This window comes from Bifidobacterium psychraerophilum (genome assembly GCF_000741705.1).
GTDB lineage: Bacteria > Actinomycetota > Actinomycetes > Actinomycetales > Bifidobacteriaceae > Bombiscardovia > Bombiscardovia psychraerophila.
Window position 1 is genome coordinate 195335 of record NZ_JGZI01000010.1, and the last position, 20352, is coordinate 215686.

The following is a 20352-nucleotide window of genomic DNA, read 5'->3' on the forward strand; positions in this document are numbered from 1 at the left end:
AGAATGCCCACAATGAAGGTCATGGGCGGATACTGGCATCGTGATGCACAGCGCCGCGATATGACGTCGTCGAATTGGGAGGATGATATGGAACAGTACAGAAAATCCAGGGCCCACTCCCCTCGTGGCTTCTTCGAGTGTGAAGGGCGCGGCCTCAAATGGCTTGCCGAGGCACAGCCGCAAGGTGGTCCCCGTGTGGTGGAGGTATTCGGCTGGGGCAATGATTATCTGGATATCGAAAGGGTTCAGTCGGCGTCACCGACCCCTCGGGCCGCCCATGATTTCGGCGCGGCACTTGCCCATCTGCACGATTTCGGCGCGGAATACTTCGGCGAGGCGCCGAAAGGCTATGACGGCACCTGCTACTTCGGTCCTCTGCAGGATCCGGTCCCCATGGATACAGGCACATGGACGGATGCCGCCCAATACTATGGCGAAGGCAGACTGCTGCCCATGGTGCAGATGGGCCTTGATCGGGGAAGCCTCAATCGCCAGGATATGGAGATGACGCAGGCCGTTGTCGATGCGCTTCCCGAGCTCTTGGGTCCTGCCGCTTCCGACCGGCCGGCACGCCTGCACGGGGATTTGTGGAGCGGCAATGTGATGTGGACCGCCGACCGTGGGCATGCCGAGGCGGTTCTCATCGACCCGGCCGCCCACGGTGGGCACCGCGAGGAGGATCTGGCGATGCTGCATCTCTTCGGCATGTCGTATCTGCACGACATCCTCGACGGTTACCAGTCGGTGCATCCACTGGCCAGCGCTTTCATGGACAGGATGACGCTGTGGCAGCTGTACCCGATAGCGGGTCATTGCGTGTTCTTCGGCGGCGGATATGTGAGCGAATACCGCTCCATGTGCCGTTCGCTGCTTGGCTGAGCCCTCTGGCCACGGCGCCTCGGCTTCCCTCATACGATTCCGGGGCGAGGCCGAGGCATCCAGGGCGAATCACGCCATCCGGATTCTCGGCCTCGCCCCGAACATGGGTGGGCTGGTGCCCGAAGTCCTAGCTCAGTGCGTCTTTGAGACGGTTGAAGAAGCCCTTGCGGTTGACCGGTGTCGGCTTGGAACGCTGCGCCGTATGCTTCGCATCGGCGTCATGGGATTCGGAGAAGGATTCGATGAGTTCCTGCTCCTTATCGTTGAGTTTGGTGGGGATCTCCACGGTCACATGCGCCACCAGCTCGCCGCGTTCACCCTGGGAACGCAGTTTCCCGACTCCCAGGCCCTTCAATGAGATGGTGTCGTCAGGCTGGCATCCTGCCGGTATGGAGACCGACTGCTGTCCGTCGAAGGTGTCGATCGTGATGTCATGCCCGAGCACGGCCCAGCTCATCGGAATCCTGATCCAGCAATGCAGATCGTCGCCTTCACGGGTGAACTGCCGATCCGTCGCGATGCTGACGTCGATGTACAGATCGCCCGCGGCGCCGCCGCCTTCTCCCACCTCGCCCTGTGAGGCCAGACGGAGCCTCGAATCATCCGATATGCCTGCCGGAATCGAAACGCCGACCGTCCTCTTCGTGCGCACGCGGCCATGTCCGAGGCATGACGGGCATGGATGCTCGATGATGGTGCCGTGCCCTTCGCAGCGGTCGCAGGGAGCGGTGGTCATCATCTGGCCGAGCATGGTCCGCACGACCTTCTGCACGAATCCCTGTCCGTGGCATTCAGGGCATGTGACCGGCTTGCTGTTCTGTTCCGCGCCGGAGCCCCCGCAGTCTTGGCAGAGTCCGTAGGTGTGGATGACGGTGTTCGCCGTTCCGCCGAAGACGGCGGTTTTAAGGTCGATGGTCAGACGGGTGAGCGCATCGCGTCCCGGCTGCGTCCGCGGAATGGGTCCCTGGGAGGCACCCCCACCGAAACCGCCGCCGAAGAACTGTCCAAACACATCCGAGAATCCTTCGAAGCCTGAAGCCCCACCGAAGCCTGAAGCGCCGGGATTATTGGGATCAACGCCCTGATCGTACATCTGGCGCTTCTGCGAGTCCGAAAGCACCTCATAGGCGCTGTTGACTTCCTTGAATTTATCCTCGAATTCCGCACCGGCGATATCAGGGTGGTATTTACGGCTCATCTTGCGATAGGCGCGCTTGATCTCATCCTCGCTCGCGTCCTTGCTGACTCCCAAAACCTCGTAATAGTCTGCCACTGATGACTCTTTCTGTGTTGTTACGATGACTCTCGTTGTGGTGCGGCACCGTCCTGCCGCGATCTCCTGCGCTTCACGTGCCGGGGCTGCGCGTTGAGTCGCTTACTTCTCCTGCAAACCGGCCGATGCTTCCTCACCCGCCATCGGCGTACATACTACAACCCGTCCCCGCCAGAGTCGTTTGCCAGCAGCGCAGTCAGATAATGTGCCACCGCATGCACGGCCGCCATGGTGGTCGCGTAATTCATATGCGTAGGCCCGATCGATCCCACGAAGGCGAGCGGTTCATTCGAAAGCGAAGCGAAATCATCATCGGAAGGGGTTTGCGTCGATTCTGCGCGATCGGCTTGCGCATTCGTGTGCCCCGCATCACCGTCAGTGTGCGATGACGATGACGCTCCGTACCCACTGGTCACCACGGCGGCATGCAGCAGCCCCGGGTTATGTGTTTCCGAACCGATGGCCACGCTCACACCCGATACCTGAGAAACCTCGCTGAGTGTGCTCATGAGCTTCATCAGCACCACCTGCTCTTCGAGTGCATCGAATAGGGGCGCCAGATCGTTCAGATTGGCGGCCTGCTGGTGGGTGAGCTGCGAGGTGCCTGCCATATAGAGGCTGCTGGCCTGCTCCTGCGACGCCATATCCTCCAATTCATCGGCAAGACGGTCGGTGAGCGCCCGTATGGCGTTGAATTTGGCGTCGGTACCCAGCTGACGGATGTCCTCGCTGGCCTTCGACAGCGTTATGTTCTGATCCTGTTCGTTGATGACGCGGGAGAGATCGTTGATGACGTCCTGCGAGAGCTGTGTATTGCAGCGGATGCTGCGTTGTGCGACCCTCCCGGTATCGGTTATCACCACCACCAGCAACAGCAAACCGGACAGTGGGATGATCTCAAGACGCCGCAGTTTCGACTTCGCGAGGGATGGCGATGCGACGACCGCGACCTGGCCGGTTATCTGCGCGAGCAGTCGCGCGGAACGTTGCAGGGTGTCCTCAAGGTTGACCGACCCGGACAAAAAGGATTCGATGCCTCTGCGCTGTGCGGTGGAGAGCGGAACGACCGTGGCCAACCTGTCGACGAAATACCGGTACCCTTTTTCCGTGGGAATGCGGCCTGCCGAGGTGTGGGGCTGGATCAGGAAGCCCTCCTCCTCCAATGTGGCCATATCGTTGCGCACAGTTGCGGAGCTGACTCCGAGATCATGATCCTTCGTCAGTGTGCCTGAGCCCACCGGTTCCTGGGAGCGGATGTAATCCTCCACCACGGCTCGCAGCACCAGCATGCGCCTGTTGTTCGTCATGCGCACCTCCTCGGGTTGCCTTGTCCTGTCGGCTGATGCGTTTTGCGGACCGTGCCATCGGTGTCGTCAGCCGTGTTCGCGTTGTCCTGCCGTGTGTCGGATCATGCGATGGCAATCCATCCCACACGGATCAGTGCACGGCCGTGACATGCATGGCCGTGAAAGAAGACAACGCCTTCCTTCCTACATCTATACGATTGTATTAGCACTCACTGTCAACGAGTGCTAGGGCTTCGTCATAAGCGCACAGTGTACGTTTTTGGAATCTTTTGAGCATATTGCGAACATCTTATGAGTGCAAAGTTCACGTGACTGAGCGGATATGTACTGCGCCGCATGCCTGATCAGAGCTGTCACACACGCACGGGCCACGGGCAATACCCTTCTGGTGTCTGCTCTGAAAGCTAGCATTGAAGAGCAATGTGAGGGCTACCAAGCACTGTCCGACACAAGCCGGGCACAAGGCCCAACCAATTGGAAGGAAAGTTGATCATCTATGACCGATTTCACGTGGTCTGAACTGGACGAACGCGCAGTAAAACTGGCGAAGGTCCTCTCAGCTGACGCGGTCGAGAAGGCAGGAAGCGGACATCCCGGTTCCCCTATCTCACTGGCACCCGTCGCTTACACTTTGTATCAGCATTTCATTAAGCATGATCCCAATGATCCGAACTGGGCGGGACGCGACCGTTTCATCCTCTCCGGTGGACACGCCTCACTGACCGAGTACGTGCAGCTGTATTTCTCGGGTTATGGCTTGACGCTCGACGATCTCAAGCGCTTCCGTACCGCGGGTACGCGTACGCCTGGCCATCCTGAGTATGGTCTGACCCCCGGCATCGAAATGACCACGGGTCCGCTGGGCCAGGGTCTCGCATCGGCCGTTGGTTTCGCATACGGACAGCGCTATCAGCGCGGTCTGCTTGATCCCGAGGCTCCTGCAGGTGAATCACCATTCGACCACAAGGTCTGGGTCATCTGCGGTGAGGGCGACGTCGAGGAAGGCGTCTCCTCGGAGGCAAGCTCACTCGCAGGGAACCAGCAGCTCGGCAACCTGACCGTGATCTTCGACGCCAACCACATCCAGATCGAGGGCGACACCAAGATCGCCTTCTCCGAGGATATCCTCAAGCGTTACGAGGCATACGGTTGGTACACGGATGAATTCAGCTTCATCCAGCCCGACGGTTCCTACAACGAGGATGCCGAAGGCTTCGCGAAGGTCCTCGAAAAGGCCGAGCAGGTCACCGATCGTCCCAAGCTGATCAAGGTCGATTCGCTCATCGCATGGCCCACCCCGGGCAAGACCAACGATCCTTCGTCACACGGTTCGAAGCTGGGTGCCGAGGCCGTCGCCGGATTGAAGAAGGAACTCGGATACGATCCCGAGCAGTCCTTCCAGGTCGATGAAGAGGCACTCGCACACGCACGCAAGGTCGCTGACCGCGGTCTTGAAGCGCACAAGGCATGGGATGAGAAGTTCGAATCCTGGAAGAAGGCCAACCCCGACAAGGCGGCTCTGTACGACCGCATCGCCGCTGGCAAGCTCCCCGAGGACTTCGACAAGGCCATCGACGAGCTCGTTGCAGGCTTCACCGCAGGCTCGAAGGTTGCGACCCGCAAGGCCTCCGGTGCCGTGCTGAACGCCATCGCCGCCGTGATGCCCGAACTCTGGGGCGGCTCCGCCGACCTCGGTGGTTCGAACAACACCAACATCAAGGGCGCAGCCTCCTTCGCACCCGACGAGTACGCGACCGTCCAGTGGCCGACCGTCAGCAAGTACGGCCGTCAGCTCCACTTCGGTGTGCGCGAGTTCGCGATGGGCGCCATCACCAATGGCATCCTTCTCGGTTCGAACACCCGTCCCTTCGGCGGCACCTTCTTCCAGTTCGCCGACTACGAGCGTCCTGCCGTGCGTCTTGCCGCACTGATGGACATCCCGAACCTCTTCGTCTGGACCCACGATTCCGTGGCGCTCGGCGAGGATGGACCCACCCATCAGCCAATCGAGCATCTTGCGGCCATGCGTGCGATCCCACAGCTTGAGGTCGTCCGTCCTGCCGACGAGTTCGAAACCGCTGAGGCATACCGTTACTTCTTCGAGAAGAACAACACGCATCCCGCAGCCTTCATCCTGACGCGTCAGGGTGTCCCCTCCCTTGAGGAGACCGCGGCGAAGGCCAAGGCAGGAGTCCGCAAGGGCGCCTATGTGCTGGTCGACACCGAGGGCGAGCCCGACGTGCTGCTGCTGGCGACCGGTTCCGAAGTCCAGCATGCGGTTGCAGCCGCGAAGTCGCTGGCGGATGAGGGCGTCAAGGCCCGCGTCATCTCGGTTCCCTCCCTTGAGTGGTTCGAAGAGCAGGATGACGAGTACAAGGAAGAGATCCTTCCTTCCACGGTCAAGGCCCGCGTTTCGGTCGAGGCCGGTCTCGCCATGCCTTGGTACAAGTACCTCGGCTCCTATGGCAAGCCCGTGTCCATCGAGCAGTTCGGTCTGCAGGGTGATGGCGACGAGAACATGCGCGATCTCGGCATCACCGCCGAGCACGTCGTTGAAGCCGCCAAGGCCTCAATCGAAGAGGTCAAGGCCGCTCGCCAGTAAGTATCCGGGAGGGCCGAGGCTTCATGTCCGGCTCTCCCCCGCTTCCGCAGGGGCGTCAGCCCCTGCGGTAACAACAAGTTTTGGTTGGAATACAAGGAGAAATAATGGCACAGAATGAAAATACACAGCGCACCAGCGATTCCGGTGTCTCCATCTGGCTCGACGATCTGAGCCGCACCCGCATCGAATCCGGCAGCCTGCAGAAGCTGATCGCCGAGAAGAACGTCGTTGGCGTCACCACCAACCCTTCGATCTTCCAGAAGGCTCTGAGCCAGGTCGGCCCATACGACGCACAGCTCAAGGAACTCGGCAAGGTCGACGTTGAGACCGCCGTTCGCGAGCTCACCACCACCGATGTACGCAACGCCACGGATATCTTCCGTGATGTCGCCGAGAGCACCGACTACGTGGATGGCCGCGTTTCCATCGAGGTCGATCCCCGTTTGGCTCACGACACCGAGAACACCGCCAAGCAGGCCGTGGAACTCTGGGAAAAGGTTGATCGCCCGAACGCCATGATCAAGATCCCGGCGACGCTCGAAGGCCTTCCTGCGATCACCGCCACCCTGTCCAAGGGCATCTCGGTGAACGTGACCCTGATCTTCTCGCTCGAACGCTACGAGCAGGTCATCGATGCCTTCATCGAGGGCATCGCACAGGCCGACGCCAATGGTCACGACCTGAAGCACATGGGTTCCGTCGCTTCCTTCTTCGTGTCCCGCGTGGACAGCGCCGTCGACAAGCTGCTCGAAGCCAACGGTTCCGTGGAAGCCAAGGAACTCGAAGGCAAGGCTGCCGTTGCCAACGCACGTCTGGCATACGAGCTCTTCGAGAAGAAGTTCAACGAGGACTCCCGTTGGTCCGCTCTCGAAGCCAAGGGTGCACGCCGTCAGCGTCCCCTGTGGGCTTCAACCGGCACCAAGAACGCCGCATACTCCGATTGCAAGTATGTCGACGAACTCGTTGCCAAGGATATCGTCAACACCATGCCTGAGAAGACGCTCGACGCCCTCGCAGCACATGGCAATGGCGCACCTTCGATCGAAGGCACCTACGAAGAGAGCCACTCCGTGATGGAGAAGCTCGAGGAGCTCGGCATCAGCATCAAGGATGTCACCGACAAGCTTGAGGCTGACGGTGTTGCTTCCTTCATCGCTTCATGGGATTCCGTGCTTTCCGACGTGCAGGCCGGCATCGACCGCGTGAACGCCTGAAACACGGCGCCCAGGCGCATACAGCAGTAAGACTTCGGCCCCTGCATCTCACCTTGAGGTGCAGGGGCCGAAGCATATGCTCATCCGCCCATATACGTCCTGTCCCCTGTGGCAGAGCCACGGGCGAATCCCATGCTGAGCCGGTGGGCTGGCTAGCGGGAGGCCTCCAAGGCCGCGTCAATCCATTGGGCGACGCCATCCTCGTTGTTCGAGGGGCATATCTGGTCGGCCTCGTTCAGCACATCGGGTATGGCATTCGAAACGGCGACCCCGATGCCGGCCATCCTCATCATCGAGATGTCGATCGCATCATCGCCGAAGGCCGCCACGGAGGCGAGAGGGACGTCCTGCCGGGCGCAGAGGGTTTTCAGGGCGTGGGCTTTGTTGGCCTTCGGATTCATCAGCATCCACATGATGCCTTCACTGACATGGGGTTCGAAGTCAGGAGGGAGCACCGCCTGCAGATGCTGAATCTGCTCGGGATACGGGAAGATGATGATCTTATCCGCATAGCCTGGCGGCAGGGTGCTGAAGTCGGTGATATGGCATTCCTCATGGGCCCAGAGCACCCGTATGTCAAAGTTCGTGTAACGCTTGTCATTCATGACCACGCCGACACGCAGCCCAGGGATCGCCTCGACCAGATTCCTGCACACCTCCGCCGCGCGCGATGAGGGGAATCCGAAGCGCAGCAGATGATCATACCCCTCCTGCGTCTGCGAGGTGAGCATGTCATAATCCGAAGATTGCGGCGATGTGTCGATGAGCGCACCATTCAGATACACACATGCATCGACCGGAATCTGATGGACGATGTCCCAAGCCGTTCGCACCGGGCGTGCAGTGGCCACGGCGATGCCGATACCCGCTTCGTGGGCGCGGTTCAGACTTGAGATGGTGCGGGCGCTTAGCGCCCTCGTTTCGAATGAGGATCCGTCGCACAGCAGGGTTCCATCCAGATCAGCGACAAGAAGACGTAGTGGCGGATGCGCTTGCATGATATCCCATCTCTCGGCCCGAAAGGCACTCGGTCATTCGGGATCCCTATCCGATTGCCCCCAATATACCGGAACACCGCAGCCTATGGACTGCGGTGTTCCGGAACATCAATAGTACATCGAAGCGGTGGTACGCTTCAGCGGCGGTACCCACCACCATATGCATCGCTGGCTGATGTCGTTCAGCCTACGTTGAACTTCGCCATAAGGCCGAGAGCGATGATGATCGCCACCCAGATCAGCGCCACGATGATGGTGATGCGGTTGAGGTTCTTCTCCGCGACACCTGAGGTGCCGGCATTCGAATTGATGCCTCCACCGAACATATCGGACAGACCACCGCCCTTGCCCTTATGCATCAGGATCAGAAGGGTCAGCAGTACACTGGCGACAACCACGATGGCTTCAAGAACGATCTTGACAATAGTCACAGGAACCTCCACATTTTTTTGCTCTTTGGCAAGGATACAGCACGCAGACGATTATCGTTCGTTTTAACGCGCAAAAGATTGTTTTTGAGTGATGCGGGCGATTTTCGAGAACTCTTCGACCTCCAAAGAAGCGCCGCCGACAAGAAATCCGTCCACATCGGCCTCCTGGATCAGCTGCGCCGCATTCTGCGAGCTTACCGAACCGCCGTACAGGATGCGCACCGTATTGGCCACGGTGTCGTTGAAAGCCTGGCGCATGTGCGCCCTGATGGCTCTCGCCGCGTCCTGCGCCGACTGAGGGGTGGCCACCATGCCCGTGCCGATGGCCCACACCGGTTCGTACGCGATGATCAGCGCGGCCGCCTCCGCCTCGTTGAGATCCCGTGTCACGTCGTGGACCTGCCCGACGGCGAACTCCAACTCGATGCCCTGACGCCGTTCCTCGAAGCTCTCACCCACACACAGTATGGGTTGCATACCCGCTGCGAGTACCGCGCGTACCTGATCGACGATATTGGCGTCATCCTCGGGATGGTACTTGCGTCGCTCCGAATGCCCGACGATGACGTACGAGCATCTCAGCTGAGACAGCATATCCGCTGAAACATCACCGGTGAAGGCACCCTGCGAGGTGACGGAAACGGATTGCGCGCCGTAACGGATGCGCAGGTTGTCCGCCTCGACCAGAACCTGCACGCTACGCAGGGAGGTGAAAGCCGGAAACAGTACAATTTCGCAGTGTTTGTAGTCGAAATGGGCATCACGGAGCAGCCAGGCAAGTTTTTGGACGAAGTATGTCGCTTCGAGATGATCCAGGTTCATCTTCCAATTACCCGCAATAAGCGGAACTCTTGCCATCAGTATCGCCTTTCCGAACCCACCCCATAGACCAGGGGCGGATGGCTTCTGTTGCCAGGAAGCGCATCCGCCCGCATACCACTTTCATCATACGTGACCCGATACGGCCGATTGCCTGACTTCGCCATTGACGTCACATCGTCAACGTGGGAGCCGCACCGAGTCATCTCCTATCCGGCGGTACCCTTACTCGATCACTTTGAGGCCGGGCAGTTCCTTGCCTTCGAGGAGCTCCAGCGAAGCGCCGCCGCCTGTGGAGATGTGGGAGAAGCCCTCCTCCGGGAAGCCGAGGTTACGCACGGCGGAAGCCGAGTCGCCACCACCGACGATGGTGAACGCCCCTGCCTTGGTGGCGTCGATAAGACCCTGGGCGACGGCTTTCGTGCCCGCCGCGAAGGCCGGGAACTCGAATACACCCATAGGTCCGTTCCATACGACCGTCTTGGAATCCACGATTTTGTCGTGGAAGAGCTTCTGCGAATCAGGCCCGATGTCGAGACCCATCTTGTCGGCGGGGATGGCATCCGCTGCAACCGTCTCGTAGGGCGAGTCGGCGGCGAAGGTATCCGCGGCGATGATATCGGTCGGGAGCACGAGTTCGACGTCGTTCTCCTGCGCCTTCTTGATGTATCCCTTGACGATCTCCACCTGGTCTTCTTCCAGGAGGGATTTGCCGACCTCGTGGCCCTGGGCCTTCAGGAAGGTATAGACCATGCCGCCGCCGATGATCAGACGGTTGGCCTTGCTCAGCAGGTTTTCGATCACGGCGAGCTTGTCGGAGACCTTGGAACCACCGAGAACGACGGTGAACGGTCGCTCCGGGTTGACGGTCGCCCTGGACAGAGCCGTGACCTCTTTCTCGACCAGCAGTCCGGCAGCCGAAGGCAGATCGGCGGCGACGTCATAGTTGGAACCCTGTGCACGATGCACCACACCGAAACCATCGGATACGAAGACATCGCCCAACGCGGCGATCTTCTTGGCGTAGGCGGCGCGCTCATCCGCGTCCTTGCTGGTCTCTTCAGGGTTGAAGCGCACATTCTCGAGCAGCAGGACATCGCCGTCCTTCAATGCGGCGACCTTCTTCTGTGCATCCTCACCGTAGGTGTCGCTTGCGAGCTCCACATTCACGCCGAGCAGCTCCCCGAGGCGCTTGGCCACCGGCGCGAGGCTCAGTTCGGGAACGACCTTGCCCTTCGGACGGCCGAGATGCGCCATCAGGATCACCTTCGCGCCCTGCTCGCGCAGATTGTCGATGGTGGGCAACGCGGCCTTGATCCGGCCATCGTCGGTGATGGTAGTGCCATCCAGCGGAACGTTGAAGTCAGCGCGGACGAGGACTCGCTTGCCCTGCAGATTACCGAGGTCCTTCAGTGTTTTCATGAACTATCCTTTCCTAGCTGCAGTCCAGGTAGCCTGTGATGGTCGTACCTGCCACAGAAAGCATCAAGGCGCATGATGACGCCACATCGAATTCTATCCTGTACAACAAACATTCCCACGAGCGTCACCATAGGCGTCGGATTCCTGCGACGCGGTCCGGATGGGCATCGTCGCAGCGCACTGGCAAGCCCGACAGGGCTATTGGGCGCGCTGCTTCTCGACCTTGGCCGCAAGCTGCAGCAGACGCCTGATGCGTCCTGCGATGGCGTCCTTGGTCACCGGCGGATCCGCCAGACGTCCGAGTTCCTCAAGACTGGCATCACGGTGATCGAGACGGAGCTGGCCTGCAGCCCGCAGATTGTCCGGGATGCTGTCGCCCAGGAGCCTGAATGCCTCAACGACCTTCTCGCTGGCCTCAACCGCTGCTTTGGCGCTACGACGCATATTGGCATCATCGAAATTGGCGAGGCGGTTGGCCTTGCCGCGCGATTCCCCATCGTTGCGCTTGCCCGTCCACTCTCTTGCGGATTTCGGTGCGCCGATGAGATTGAGCATGCGTTCGATCGCATCGGGATCTCGGAGCGTCACCCGTTCCGAGCTGCGTACCTGCCGCGCCTTCGCATTGATGCCGAGGCGTCGTGCAGCACCGACCAAGGCGAGTGCGGCCTCGGAACCGGGGCATACGATTTCGAGATAGCTCGCTTTGCCCGGATCGGACAGTTCGCCATGCGCAAGGAAAGCGCCGCGCCAGGCCGCCTTGATCTGGGCGATATTGCCGCTGATGATATCGCTTGGCAGTCCGCGCACAGGACGTTTGCGTCGATCGAGCAGACCTGTCTGCAATGCCAACGCCCCGCCTGCACGCAATACGCGTACCGAATATCGCACGGCGTCACCGGCCGGTGCCTGCCTCGAAACCTCTATGAGGTCCGAGCTGTGACCGTAGATTTCCTTGATGGCGTTCTGCAACCATTGGGCAGAAGCAAAGGAGTCGAATTGCGCCTCGACGACGATATGTCGCTGCACCAGATGCAGTCCACCGCCGAAACGAATCATCGTCGCGGCCTGTGCCTTCTTCGCTGCAGGAAGTTCATTGTCTATAGCGGCAAGTTCGCTCTTGACATCATCGAGTAGAGCCAATAGCCAACCTCCTACGGTTGTGAGAGTCATTTCCATTCCGGCTTCCAGCGTCCAAACTGAAAAGCCACCGGCTATCTGTGATACAGAATATCTTGGACAACCTTGCACCAGCATGGCCTTCATGGACACGCTTATTTCGCAATATGGATGTGTGCCCTATCCGGGCGGAGAACGATGATGCCCGGCGGGGAGGAATCTCAGACACGATGACGATGCAGCTCCCTGGCGGAAACCGTGACGCTCAGGCCGTGCTCCCGCAAACGCTTGGCCAGGGCCTCGCTCATGGCCACCGAACGGTGCTGACCGCCCGTGCATCCCATCGCTATCGTGACGAAATGCTTGTCCTCACGTGAATAGCCCCTGATGGCGGTCAGGATCGCCTGCGTATAGGATTCCAGAAATTCCTTCGCCCCGGCGCTGGTGAGCACGTAATCGCTGACCGCTTTGTTCAGACCTGTCAGCTCCCTCAATCCGGGCACCCAGAAGGGGTTGGGGAGGAAACGCATATCCGCCACGAAATCCGCGTCCAAAGGCAGACCGTATTTGAATCCGAAGCTGAAGATATGCACCGAAACCGTGGTGGGGCCGGTGCCGAGCAGCGCGTCATACAACTTCGTGGACAGCTGGTGAATGCTCAGATTCGAGGTGTCGATAACCACATCGGCACGTTCTTTGAGATGCGCCAGCAGCTCCCTTTCCTCATGTATGCCATCGATGAGTCTGCGCCCATGCTGCAAGGGATGGGGTCTGCGGACCGATTCGTAGCGTTTGATCAGCACCTCGTCATCGGCGTCGAGGAACAGGATCCGGTATTTCACACCCAGATCGTCCAAATGGCTGAGCACGGCGGCCAGATCATCAAAATAGGAACGCGACCTCACATCGATGACCGCTGCCAGTTTGTGCACCTTGGACCCTGAGGAGGTCATCATATCCACAAGAGGGACCAGCAGCTTCGGGGGAAGATTGTCGACCACGTACCAGCCCATATCCTCCACGCTGTTGGCGGCATGGGAGCGTCCCGCACCCGACATACCGGTAACGAGCAGCACCTCGAAATCATCGGCTGGCGCCGGCCTGGTGTCCGCCTCTGCCGAATATGTGGTCGGATCATTGTGTTCGGTCATCACAGCACCTCCTGAAGCGCTTGGAGCATGGTCACGTCGATATCTGCCGGCAGTGCCTGTTCGCTGAGTCCTGTCATCAAGGCTACCTGTGGTATCGCCTGGTGCAAGAGCATCATCTCACCACCTATGGCATGTCCGCCTGAGGATCTCCATGCGAGCATCGCCTCGGTGGGCCTGGGGTCATACACAACATCGAGGAAATGTCCGAGATGCCGTGGTGCCGAGTCCCTCAGCCGATGTGCGAAATCGTCGGCGGCATGCGCTGGCAGGGTGCTGATGGACACTGCGCATCCGGGAGCATGCAGCACCGCCTGCTCCAAGGGCAGTACGCTCAGATCCATGTCGAGCTGCTCAGCCAGTGTCTGGAGATGGGCGGCTTTCTCGATATTGCGGGCGAAGAGCTTCACGCTGCTCATGCCGAGCAATTCGCAGGCCGCCAGAGCCGAACGTGCGGTGTTGCCGCTGCCGAGGATCATGGCGCATCCTGATCGCTGCCCGGTGGATGCATCCTGACCGGCTCCGCTGACCGTGCCCGTCCCGGAGCGCTCTGCGCTGATGAACCCGTCTTTTCTCAAGGCCTCGGCGATTCCGCGCACATCCGTGTTGTACAGGCGTATCAGGGCTTCGCCGTCGCCCGCCGACCAATCCAAGACGGCGGTATTGGCGACCGATAGCACGGTCGACCACCGATCGGCACTCTCCCCCAGCTTCATGACGGTCCGTTTCAACGGCATCGTCAGACTCAGACCAGCCCACGTCGAATCCAGGCTGTTCAGAAAGGACTCCAAGGCCGGGGCATCGACCTCCCGACGACCGTAGCGCCAGTCGTTCAGCCCAAGTGCCCGATAAGCGGCATTATGAAGCGTCGGTGAGAGGGAATGCGCAATGGGTTTACCCAGAACGGCACATTGGTGCGTAATCATCTGCACAGATATCTCCTTCGCTCAATACCAATATTAAGCGAAGTGTGATGCCTATTCGTTTCCTGGCTCCTCGGACGCCTGGCCCACCACGCCCTCGGCTGTGTCGGTGACCGTGACCGCGGTGCCTGCGGCAGCCTTCTGCGGGGCATCCCCATTGTCATCATCGCGATGAAGAGCCTCGTAAATCGTCGTCGCCTTCGCCTTGCCGACGCCTTTGACGGATTCAAAGTCCTCGATACTCGCCTGACGCATGGCGCGCACCGAGCCGAAGTGATTGAGCAGGCGCTTCTGGTACGAGGCGCCGACACCGGGAATACCGTCCAAAGCCGAGCGCAGGGCACCCTTGCGACGCTTCTGTCGATGGTAGGTAATCGCGAAACGATGGGATTCGTCACGGACACGTTGCAGCAGATACATACTCTCCGATTGCCGTTTGAGGATCAATGGATAGTCCTCGTCGGGCATCCACACTTCCTCAAGGCGCTTCGCCAGTCCACAGACGGCGACATCCTGCACACCCTGATCCCTGATGGCCTTCGCCGCCGCCCGTACCTGCGGCTTGCCGCCATCGACGACGATCAGATTGGGTTTGTATGCGAAACGATGGGATTGCACCTGTTGCTGGACGATCTCCCCGGCTGCGCCATCCGCTTGGCGCTCGACGCCGGCCTCTTCGATCTGTCGCTCGTTCTCCATGCTGTCGCCGGTGTCCCCGGCCACGTTCCCGTGGCTGAAACGTCTGCTCAGGGTCTCGTAGATGGCCGTGGTGTCGTCCACCGCACCCTCGCCGTTCTTGCCGCGGATCGAGAAGCGCCGGTATTCGGACTTCTTCGCGGTGGCATCTTCGAACACCACCATCGAGGCGACCTGGTACGCGCCGCCCAGGGTGTTCGAGATGTCGTAGCACTCGATGCGCAGCGGGGCCTGAGCAAGCCCCAGTGCCGAGGCAAGGTCGTTCATGGCCTTGGTGCGGGCTCCCATATCGCTGATGCGGCTCATCTTGCTGCGCTGCAAGGATTGCCTGGCATTGGCGTTGGCGCGTTCCATCAGGGTGCGTTTCTCCCCGCGGGAGGGTACGTGGATGGTGACACCCGAACCACGGCGCTGCGAAAGCCAGTGCTCCAGCTGCTGCTCCTTGCTCGGGGCCAAGGGCAGTATGATCTCCTTGGGAATCGGTGAGATGGGTTCCAGCAGATCGTCACGGCCCGTCATCTTGCGACGTGCCTTGCGGAACTTGGTGGCCTTCGACCTGGAGGTGCTGTCCGTCGCGGTGGCTCGCTGCGTGCTGCCCAAAGCCTCGCGCGCCGTTGCGATGGTGATCCCCGCCGATGAGGCGCTGCGGATCCGCGTTTCATCGCGGTCGGTCTCCGATGGCTCGGATTCCTGCCGGTCCCCGTCCTTCGGCATCTCTTCGAGCAGGGTCGAATACACCTGCGTGATCAGATCCCCGACGAGTTCCTCATCGGATACATCCTCGACCCGTTCCACACTCCAACTGCGTTCCCCGCGTATGGAGCCCGCCCTGACGAAGAAGGCGTGGACCGAGGCCTCGAGCTCATCGCTGGCAAGACCGAAGACATCCGCGTCCACATCGGACTCGAACACCACGGCGTTCTGTTCGATAACCGTGTCGAGCATGGTGATCTGGTCACGCAGACGGGCGGCACGCTCAAAATCAAGTTCCTCACTGGCCTCCTTCATCTGCGCGCCCAGCGTCGCCCTGAAGGAACGGCCGAGTTTGCCGGTCATGATCCCGATGAGCTGCTCGCACATCTTCCTGTGCTCATCAAGATCGATCCGGCCCACGCATGGTGCGGAGCATTTGCCGATCGATGCGAGCAGGCATGGGCGCTGACTGACCTGTGCCCGGTGGAAGACACTGGGCGAACAGCTGCGCACAGGGAAGCTCTTCAGCAGCTTATCGAGGGTCTGCCGCACATCCCATACCTTCGCGTAGGGCCCGAAATATCTGGTGTCGCGACGGTTTCTGCTGCGTGTGATCCATATGCGAGGCACATCCTCGCCGGCCGAGATGGCCAGATAAGGGTAGGTCTTGTCGTCACGGAACACGACGTTGAAGCGTGGATCGAACTCCTTGATCCATGTGTATTCGAGGGTGAGCGCCTCCAGCTCCGTGCCGACCACGGTCCATTCCAGACTCCGGGCGGTGAGCACCATCGTCTGGGTGCGTGGATGCAGTTGGAACAGCGGCTGAAAATAATTGCTCAGACGATTGCGCAGGTTCTTGGCCTTGCCGACATAGATGACCCGGCCTTCCGCATCCCTCCATTTGTATACGCCGGGCTGTGCCGGAATGTCCGAGGCCTTGGGCCTGAAACCATCCCTGGAATCACCGAGGAGCGGGGCGCCGTTAGCGTTGCTCCCACCCTCGTTCTGGCCTCCGCCGGCATCCGTCCGCATCAGTGCGGAGGCTGTTTTCCTCCACACGTCGCTGGAGTGTCGTTCGAAGATGCCGGAACTCATTGCCCGGTGCCTTTCAGCGTCTTGGCGAGGAAACGGCCCGTCCAGCTGTCCTTCTCCTCGGCGATCCGTTCGGGAACGCCTTCCGCAACGATGGTGCCGCCCTTGTTGCCGCCTTCGGGACCGAGGTCGATGATCCAGTCGGCGCTTTTGATCACATCGAGATTGTGCTCGATGACGATGACGGTATTGCCTTTGTCGACAAGGCCCTGGAGCACCTTCAGCAGCTTGCTGACATCCTCGAAGTGCAGTCCGGTCGTGGGTTCGTCAAGGATATAGGCCGTGGTTCCGTCGGAGCGTTTCTGCAACTCCGTGGCCAGCTTCACGCGCTGGGACTCGCCGCCCGACAGCGTCGGAGCGGGCTGTCCGAGGCGGATGTAGCCAAGGCCCACGTCCACCAGTGTCCGCAGATAGCGTGCGATCGAGGGATAGGCGGTGAAGAAGTCGGCGGCCTCCTCGATCGGCATATCCAATACGTCGGCCACCGATTTGCCGTTGTAGGTGACCTCGAGGGTTTCACGGTTGTAGCGTTTGCCGTGGCAGACCTCGCAGTCCACGTAGACATCGGGGAGGAAGTTCATCTCTATTTTGATCGTGCCGTCCCCGTGGCAGGCCTCGCAACGACCACCTTTCACATTGAAGGAGAAGCGTCCCGGACCGTATCCGCGCACCTGGGCTTCGGGCGTTTTCGCGAAAAGCTGGCGTATCTTGTCCCATACGCCGGTATATGTGGCCGGATTCGATCGCGGGGTCCGTCCGATGGGGTTCTGATCCACATGGATGACCTTGCGCAGTTGCTGCACACCATCCACCCTGGTGTGCTTGCCGGGAACGATGCGTGCGCCATTGAGCCGGTCGGCGAGCACCGGATACAGGATCGAATTGATCAGTGTCGATTTGCCCGAACCGGAAACCCCGGAAACCACCGTCATGACCCCGAGTGGGATGTGCACGGTGAGGTTCTTCAGGTTGTTCTCACGCGCCCCGACGATGGTGAGCTGCTTGGTCTTGCGGATCTTGCGACGCCTCTTCGGGGTGGCGATGCTTCGCCTGCCGGCGATGTAATCTCCGGTGATGGAGCCGGGGGCGTTCACGAGCTCCTGGGAAAGACCCGAGAACATGACCTTGCCGCCGTGCTCGCCCGCGCCCGGACCGATATCGACGACCCAGTCGGCCTCCATAATCGTCTCTTCGTCGTGTTCGACCACGATCAGGGTGTTGCCCAGATCGCGAAGATGATGCAGCGTTTCGATCAATCGCTCGTTGTCGCGTTGGTGCAGGCCTATCGAGGGCTCGTCGAGGACGTACATCACACCCACCAGACCGGAACCGATCTGCGTCGCGAGCCTGATGCGTTGGGCTTCGCCTCCGGAAAGGGTCGCCGCGGCACGCGATAGCGTCAGATAGTCAAGACCGACGTCATTGAGGAATCCGAGTCTCGAACGAATCTCCTTAAGCACCTCGCCCGCGATTTTCGCGGCGGCGCCCTCCAGATGAAGACCCGATACCCAGCCAAGGCTGCTCTCGATGGGCATATCGCACACATCGGCTATGGATTGGTCATCCACGGTAACCGCGAGCACCTCGGGCTTGAGACGCTTGCCTTGGCAGGTCTGGCATGGGATCTCGCGCATATACGATTCGTAGTACTGGCGCATCTGATCGGAATCGGTTTCGTCGTGCCTTCTCATCAGGGTGTGAATCACACCCTCGAATCCGGTTGAGTACTCACGAAGACGACCCCAGCGGTTCCTGTAGGAGACCTTGACCTTGAAATGGTGGCCGTAGAGAATCGAGTGACGGGCGTCTGTGGGCAATTCCTTCCAGGGCGTCTTCATCGAAAAGCCGAGCTCATCCGCCAGACCTTCAAGGAGGTGCTCGTAATACTCCGACGTGCTTTTGCTTCCGCCCCAGGGCTCGATGGCGCCGTCGGCGAGCGATTTATCAGGGTCGGGCACCACGAGTTCGGGATCTATCTCAAGACTGAAGCCGAGGCCGGTGCACGCCGGGCATGCACCGTAGGGCGCATTGAAGGAGAAAGTGCGGGGTTCGATTTCATCCAGTTCCAGTGCGTGCCCATTGGGGCAGCTGCGGTGCTCGGAAAAAGGCTGACGACGCCGCTCGTCCTTCTTGTCCAGATCGACGAAGTCCGCGATCACCGTGCCATGCGCCAGTTTCAGTGCGGTCTCCACCGAATCGGTGAGCCGTTGGCGGATGCCTTCTTTGATCACCAGACGGTCGATGACGACCTCGATGGTGTGCTTCTTCTGCTTGGCCAGTTTGATCTCGTCCGAAAGCTGTGTCATCTCGCCGTCGATGACGGCCCTCGAATACCCATCCGAGCGCAGTGTCTCCACGAGTTCGACGAATTCGCCCTTCCTGCCGCTGACGACCGGAGCGAGCAGCTGGAATCGGGTGCCGTCCTTCTGCGTCCGTAGCGTATCGACGATCTGCTGCGGCGTCTGCGCCGTGACCAGCTCGCCGCATACCGGGCAATGCGGGATTCCTGTGCGTGCGAACAGAAGACGTAGGTAATCGTAGATCTCCGTGATCGTGCCCACGGTGGAGCGCGGGTTGCGGTTGGTCGTCTTCTGGTCGATCGAGACCGCCGGGCTCAGGCCCTCGATGAAATCGACATCGGGTTTGTCCATCTGACCGAGGAATTGCCGTGCATAGGCCGAAAGGGACTCGACATATCGCCGTTGACCCTCCGCGAAGAGGGTGTCGAAGGCCAGTGATGATTTCCCGGATCCGGACAGACCGGTGAACACCACCATGCGGTTGCGTGGGAAGGCGAGGTCGACGTTCTTGAGGTTATGCTCGCGGGCGCCCTGGATGACGATCTTCCTGTCATTCGGCACCTCCTTGAGATCCGCGATAAGCGATTCCCCGTCCGCCACCATATGCGGATGATCGTATGCCGACTGCGATGACTGCTGTGTTGTTGCTCTATGATCCACTATCCGTCCGATTCTTATCTATGCGTGTAGCGGTGCTGCTGCCAGGTGACCGTATAGCCCGATGAACAATGCAATATCTTAACGCAAAACATCGATGCATTCGAACACATGTTCGAAATATGCGTAGAGCGAGAAGGGATTTCATCATGTGCCGAGGCCGTCATGATTGTGTGTCGGCGCACGGCACATGCGGTGGCATATGTGATGGCGAGCATACTGAAGAGCACGCTGGAGAGCGGTCTAGTAGCCATGCCGGTGCAGGTAGTCATCATCGAAGCCGAAGTAATGGCCGAGTTCGTGCAGCACGGTTCTTCGGATCTGTCGGATCAGCTGTTCCCTGCTGTGGCACACCCGTTCATGGGCCCCTTTGAAGATGGTGATGACATCGGGAAGAGCGCCCGCATACCCCCAGCTGCGTCGAGGAAGCGGAATGCCCTCATAGAGTCCCAGAAGCTCCCCGGTGGCGGAGGCGCCTCTTGCCAGCTGTCCCTCATCCGGTTCATCGGCGACGGTTATCACGATATTATCCAAGGCCTTGAGGAAGCGCTCGGGCAGACCTGCCAGGGCGTCGTGCACGGCGGATTCGAATTCCTCATCATCGACATGCATCTGCGCCTCCCTTGTGATTCGCTCTTCCTGCAACGATACGCGAATCACCGCTACGCCCGGAGCGCATCGAGGCCGGCTTTCGGCGCGAAGCGCATTACAGGTATCCCCTTCGCTATGATGGGCGATTGGGTATTTTCGATTTCACACAACAGGACATCAGGAAGACG

Annotated in this window: 15 protein-coding genes; 3 read left to right on the top strand and 12 right to left on the bottom strand. The window is 60.0% G+C overall.

Annotated elements, in window-relative coordinates:
- Nucleotides 1-87: 87 nt before the first annotated feature.
- Nucleotides 88-879, top strand: a complete 792-nt coding sequence (locus BPSY_RS08065; RefSeq protein WP_033496514.1) for a fructosamine kinase family protein — start codon at nt 88-90, stop codon at nt 877-879.
- Nucleotides 880-1006: 127 nt separating this feature from the next.
- Here the strand turns inward: BPSY_RS08065 and dnaJ are convergent, their stop codons facing one another.
- Together dnaJ and hrcA are read right to left on the bottom strand one after the other, a co-directional pair.
- Nucleotides 1007-2152, bottom strand: a complete 1146-nt coding sequence (dnaJ, locus tag BPSY_RS08070; RefSeq protein ID WP_033496363.1) for a molecular chaperone DnaJ — start codon at nt 2150-2152, stop codon at nt 1007-1009.
- A 155-nt stretch (nt 2153-2307) separates the two neighbouring features.
- The gene (hrcA, locus tag BPSY_RS08075) at nt 2308-3459 is read right to left on the bottom strand and encodes a heat-inducible transcriptional repressor HrcA (protein WP_033496362.1); all 1152 of its coding nucleotides are present in this window, start codon (nt 3457-3459) and stop codon (nt 2308-2310) included.
- 496 nt (nt 3460-3955) lie between these two features.
- On the opposite strand from hrcA, the gene tkt reads away from it, so the two are divergent.
- Entirely contained in the window at nt 3956-6061 is a 2106-nt protein-coding gene (gene tkt / locus BPSY_RS08080) for a transketolase (protein ID WP_033496361.1), read from the top strand.
- 104 nt (nt 6062-6165) lie between these two features.
- Nucleotides 6166-7275: a transaldolase gene (gene tal, locus BPSY_RS08085; RefSeq protein ID WP_033496359.1), complete on the top strand. Its 1110-nt coding sequence runs from the start codon at nt 6166-6168 to the stop codon at nt 7273-7275.
- Nucleotides 7276-7427: 152 nt separating this feature from the next.
- On the opposite strand, the gene BPSY_RS08090 is transcribed toward tal, so the two are convergent.
- The 10 genes from BPSY_RS08090 to BPSY_RS08135 all read right to left on the bottom strand — a co-directional run bounded on the left by BPSY_RS08090 (nt 7428) and on the right by BPSY_RS08135 (nt 20185).
- Entirely contained in the window at nt 7428-8273 is an 846-nt protein-coding gene (locus BPSY_RS08090) for an HAD family hydrolase (RefSeq protein WP_033496357.1), read from the bottom strand.
- 182 nt (nt 8274-8455) lie between these two features.
- Nucleotides 8456-8704: a preprotein translocase subunit SecG gene (gene secG, locus BPSY_RS08095; RefSeq protein ID WP_033496512.1), complete on the bottom strand. Its 249-nt coding sequence runs from the start codon at nt 8702-8704 to the stop codon at nt 8456-8458.
- A gap of 63 nt (nt 8705-8767) precedes the next feature.
- Entirely contained in the window at nt 8768-9562 is a 795-nt protein-coding gene (tpiA, locus tag BPSY_RS08100; RefSeq protein WP_033496355.1) for a triose-phosphate isomerase, read from the bottom strand.
- 186 nt (nt 9563-9748) lie between these two features.
- Nucleotides 9749-10945, bottom strand: coding sequence for a phosphoglycerate kinase (locus BPSY_RS08105; protein WP_033496353.1), 1197 nt, complete (start codon nt 10943-10945; stop codon nt 9749-9751).
- Nucleotides 10946-11143: 198 nt separating this feature from the next.
- Nucleotides 11144-12085, bottom strand: a complete 942-nt coding sequence (gene whiA, locus BPSY_RS08110) for a DNA-binding protein WhiA (RefSeq protein ID WP_033496351.1) — start codon at nt 12083-12085, stop codon at nt 11144-11146.
- A gap of 197 nt (nt 12086-12282) precedes the next feature.
- Nucleotides 12283-13212, bottom strand: a complete 930-nt coding sequence (gene rapZ / locus BPSY_RS08115; protein WP_033496348.1) for an RNase adapter RapZ — start codon at nt 13210-13212, stop codon at nt 12283-12285.
- Nucleotides 13212-14135 (bottom strand): shikimate dehydrogenase family protein, encoded by a 924-nt coding sequence (locus BPSY_RS08120; protein ID WP_033496346.1) that lies wholly within the window; start codon nt 14133-14135, stop codon nt 13212-13214. The genes rapZ and BPSY_RS08120 overlap by 1 nt, the downstream gene beginning before the upstream one ends.
- A gap of 51 nt (nt 14136-14186) precedes the next feature.
- Nucleotides 14187-16619 carry an excinuclease ABC subunit UvrC gene (uvrC, locus tag BPSY_RS08125; RefSeq protein WP_081884350.1) on the bottom strand — a complete coding sequence of 811 codons (2433 nt, stop codon included), beginning with the start codon at nt 16617-16619 and terminating at the stop codon, nt 14187-14189.
- A complete protein-coding gene (uvrA, locus tag BPSY_RS08130) occupies nt 16616-19519 on the bottom strand; it encodes an excinuclease ABC subunit UvrA (protein ID WP_081884351.1) in 2904 nt (967 codons plus the stop codon). Before uvrA ends, uvrC begins: the two co-directional genes overlap by 4 nt.
- A 297-nt stretch (nt 19520-19816) precedes the next feature.
- On the bottom strand, nt 19817-20185 hold the full coding sequence (locus BPSY_RS08135) for a metallopeptidase family protein (RefSeq protein ID WP_033496343.1): 369 nt from the start codon (nt 20183-20185) through the stop codon (nt 19817-19819).
- Between the last annotated feature and the right edge of the window lie 167 nt (nt 20186-20352).

Bases quoted from the DNA above. Each gene is read 5' to 3' on its own strand.
- BPSY_RS08065 (WP_033496514.1), top strand. From the start codon at position 88: ATGGAACAGTACAGAAAATCCAGGGCCCACTCCCCTCGTGGCTTCTTC.
- hrcA (WP_033496362.1), bottom strand. From the start codon at position 3,459: ATGACGAACAACAGGCGCATGCTGGTGCTGCGAGCCGTGGTGGAGGAT.
- tkt (WP_033496361.1), top strand. From the start codon at position 3,956: ATGACCGATTTCACGTGGTCTGAACTGGACGAACGCGCAGTAAAACTG.
- tal (WP_033496359.1), top strand. From the start codon at position 6,166: ATGGCACAGAATGAAAATACACAGCGCACCAGCGATTCCGGTGTCTCC.
- BPSY_RS08090 (WP_033496357.1), bottom strand. From the start codon at position 8,273: ATGCAAGCGCATCCGCCACTACGTCTTCTTGTCGCTGATCTGGATGGA.
- tpiA (WP_033496355.1), bottom strand. From the start codon at position 9,562: ATGGCAAGAGTTCCGCTTATTGCGGGTAATTGGAAGATGAACCTGGAT.
- BPSY_RS08105 (WP_033496353.1), bottom strand. From the start codon at position 10,945: ATGAAAACACTGAAGGACCTCGGTAATCTGCAGGGCAAGCGAGTCCTC.
- rapZ (WP_033496348.1), bottom strand. From the start codon at position 13,212: ATGACCGAACACAATGATCCGACCACATATTCGGCAGAGGCGGACACC.
- BPSY_RS08120 (WP_033496346.1), bottom strand. From the start codon at position 14,135: ATGATTACGCACCAATGTGCCGTTCTGGGTAAACCCATTGCGCATTCC.
- uvrC (WP_081884350.1), bottom strand. From the start codon at position 16,619: ATGAGTTCCGGCATCTTCGAACGACACTCCAGCGACGTGTGGAGGAAA.
- uvrA (WP_081884351.1), bottom strand. From the start codon at position 19,519: ATGGTGGCGGACGGGGAATCGCTTATCGCGGATCTCAAGGAGGTGCCG.
- BPSY_RS08135 (WP_033496343.1), bottom strand. From the start codon at position 20,185: ATGCATGTCGATGATGAGGAATTCGAATCCGCCGTGCACGACGCCCTG.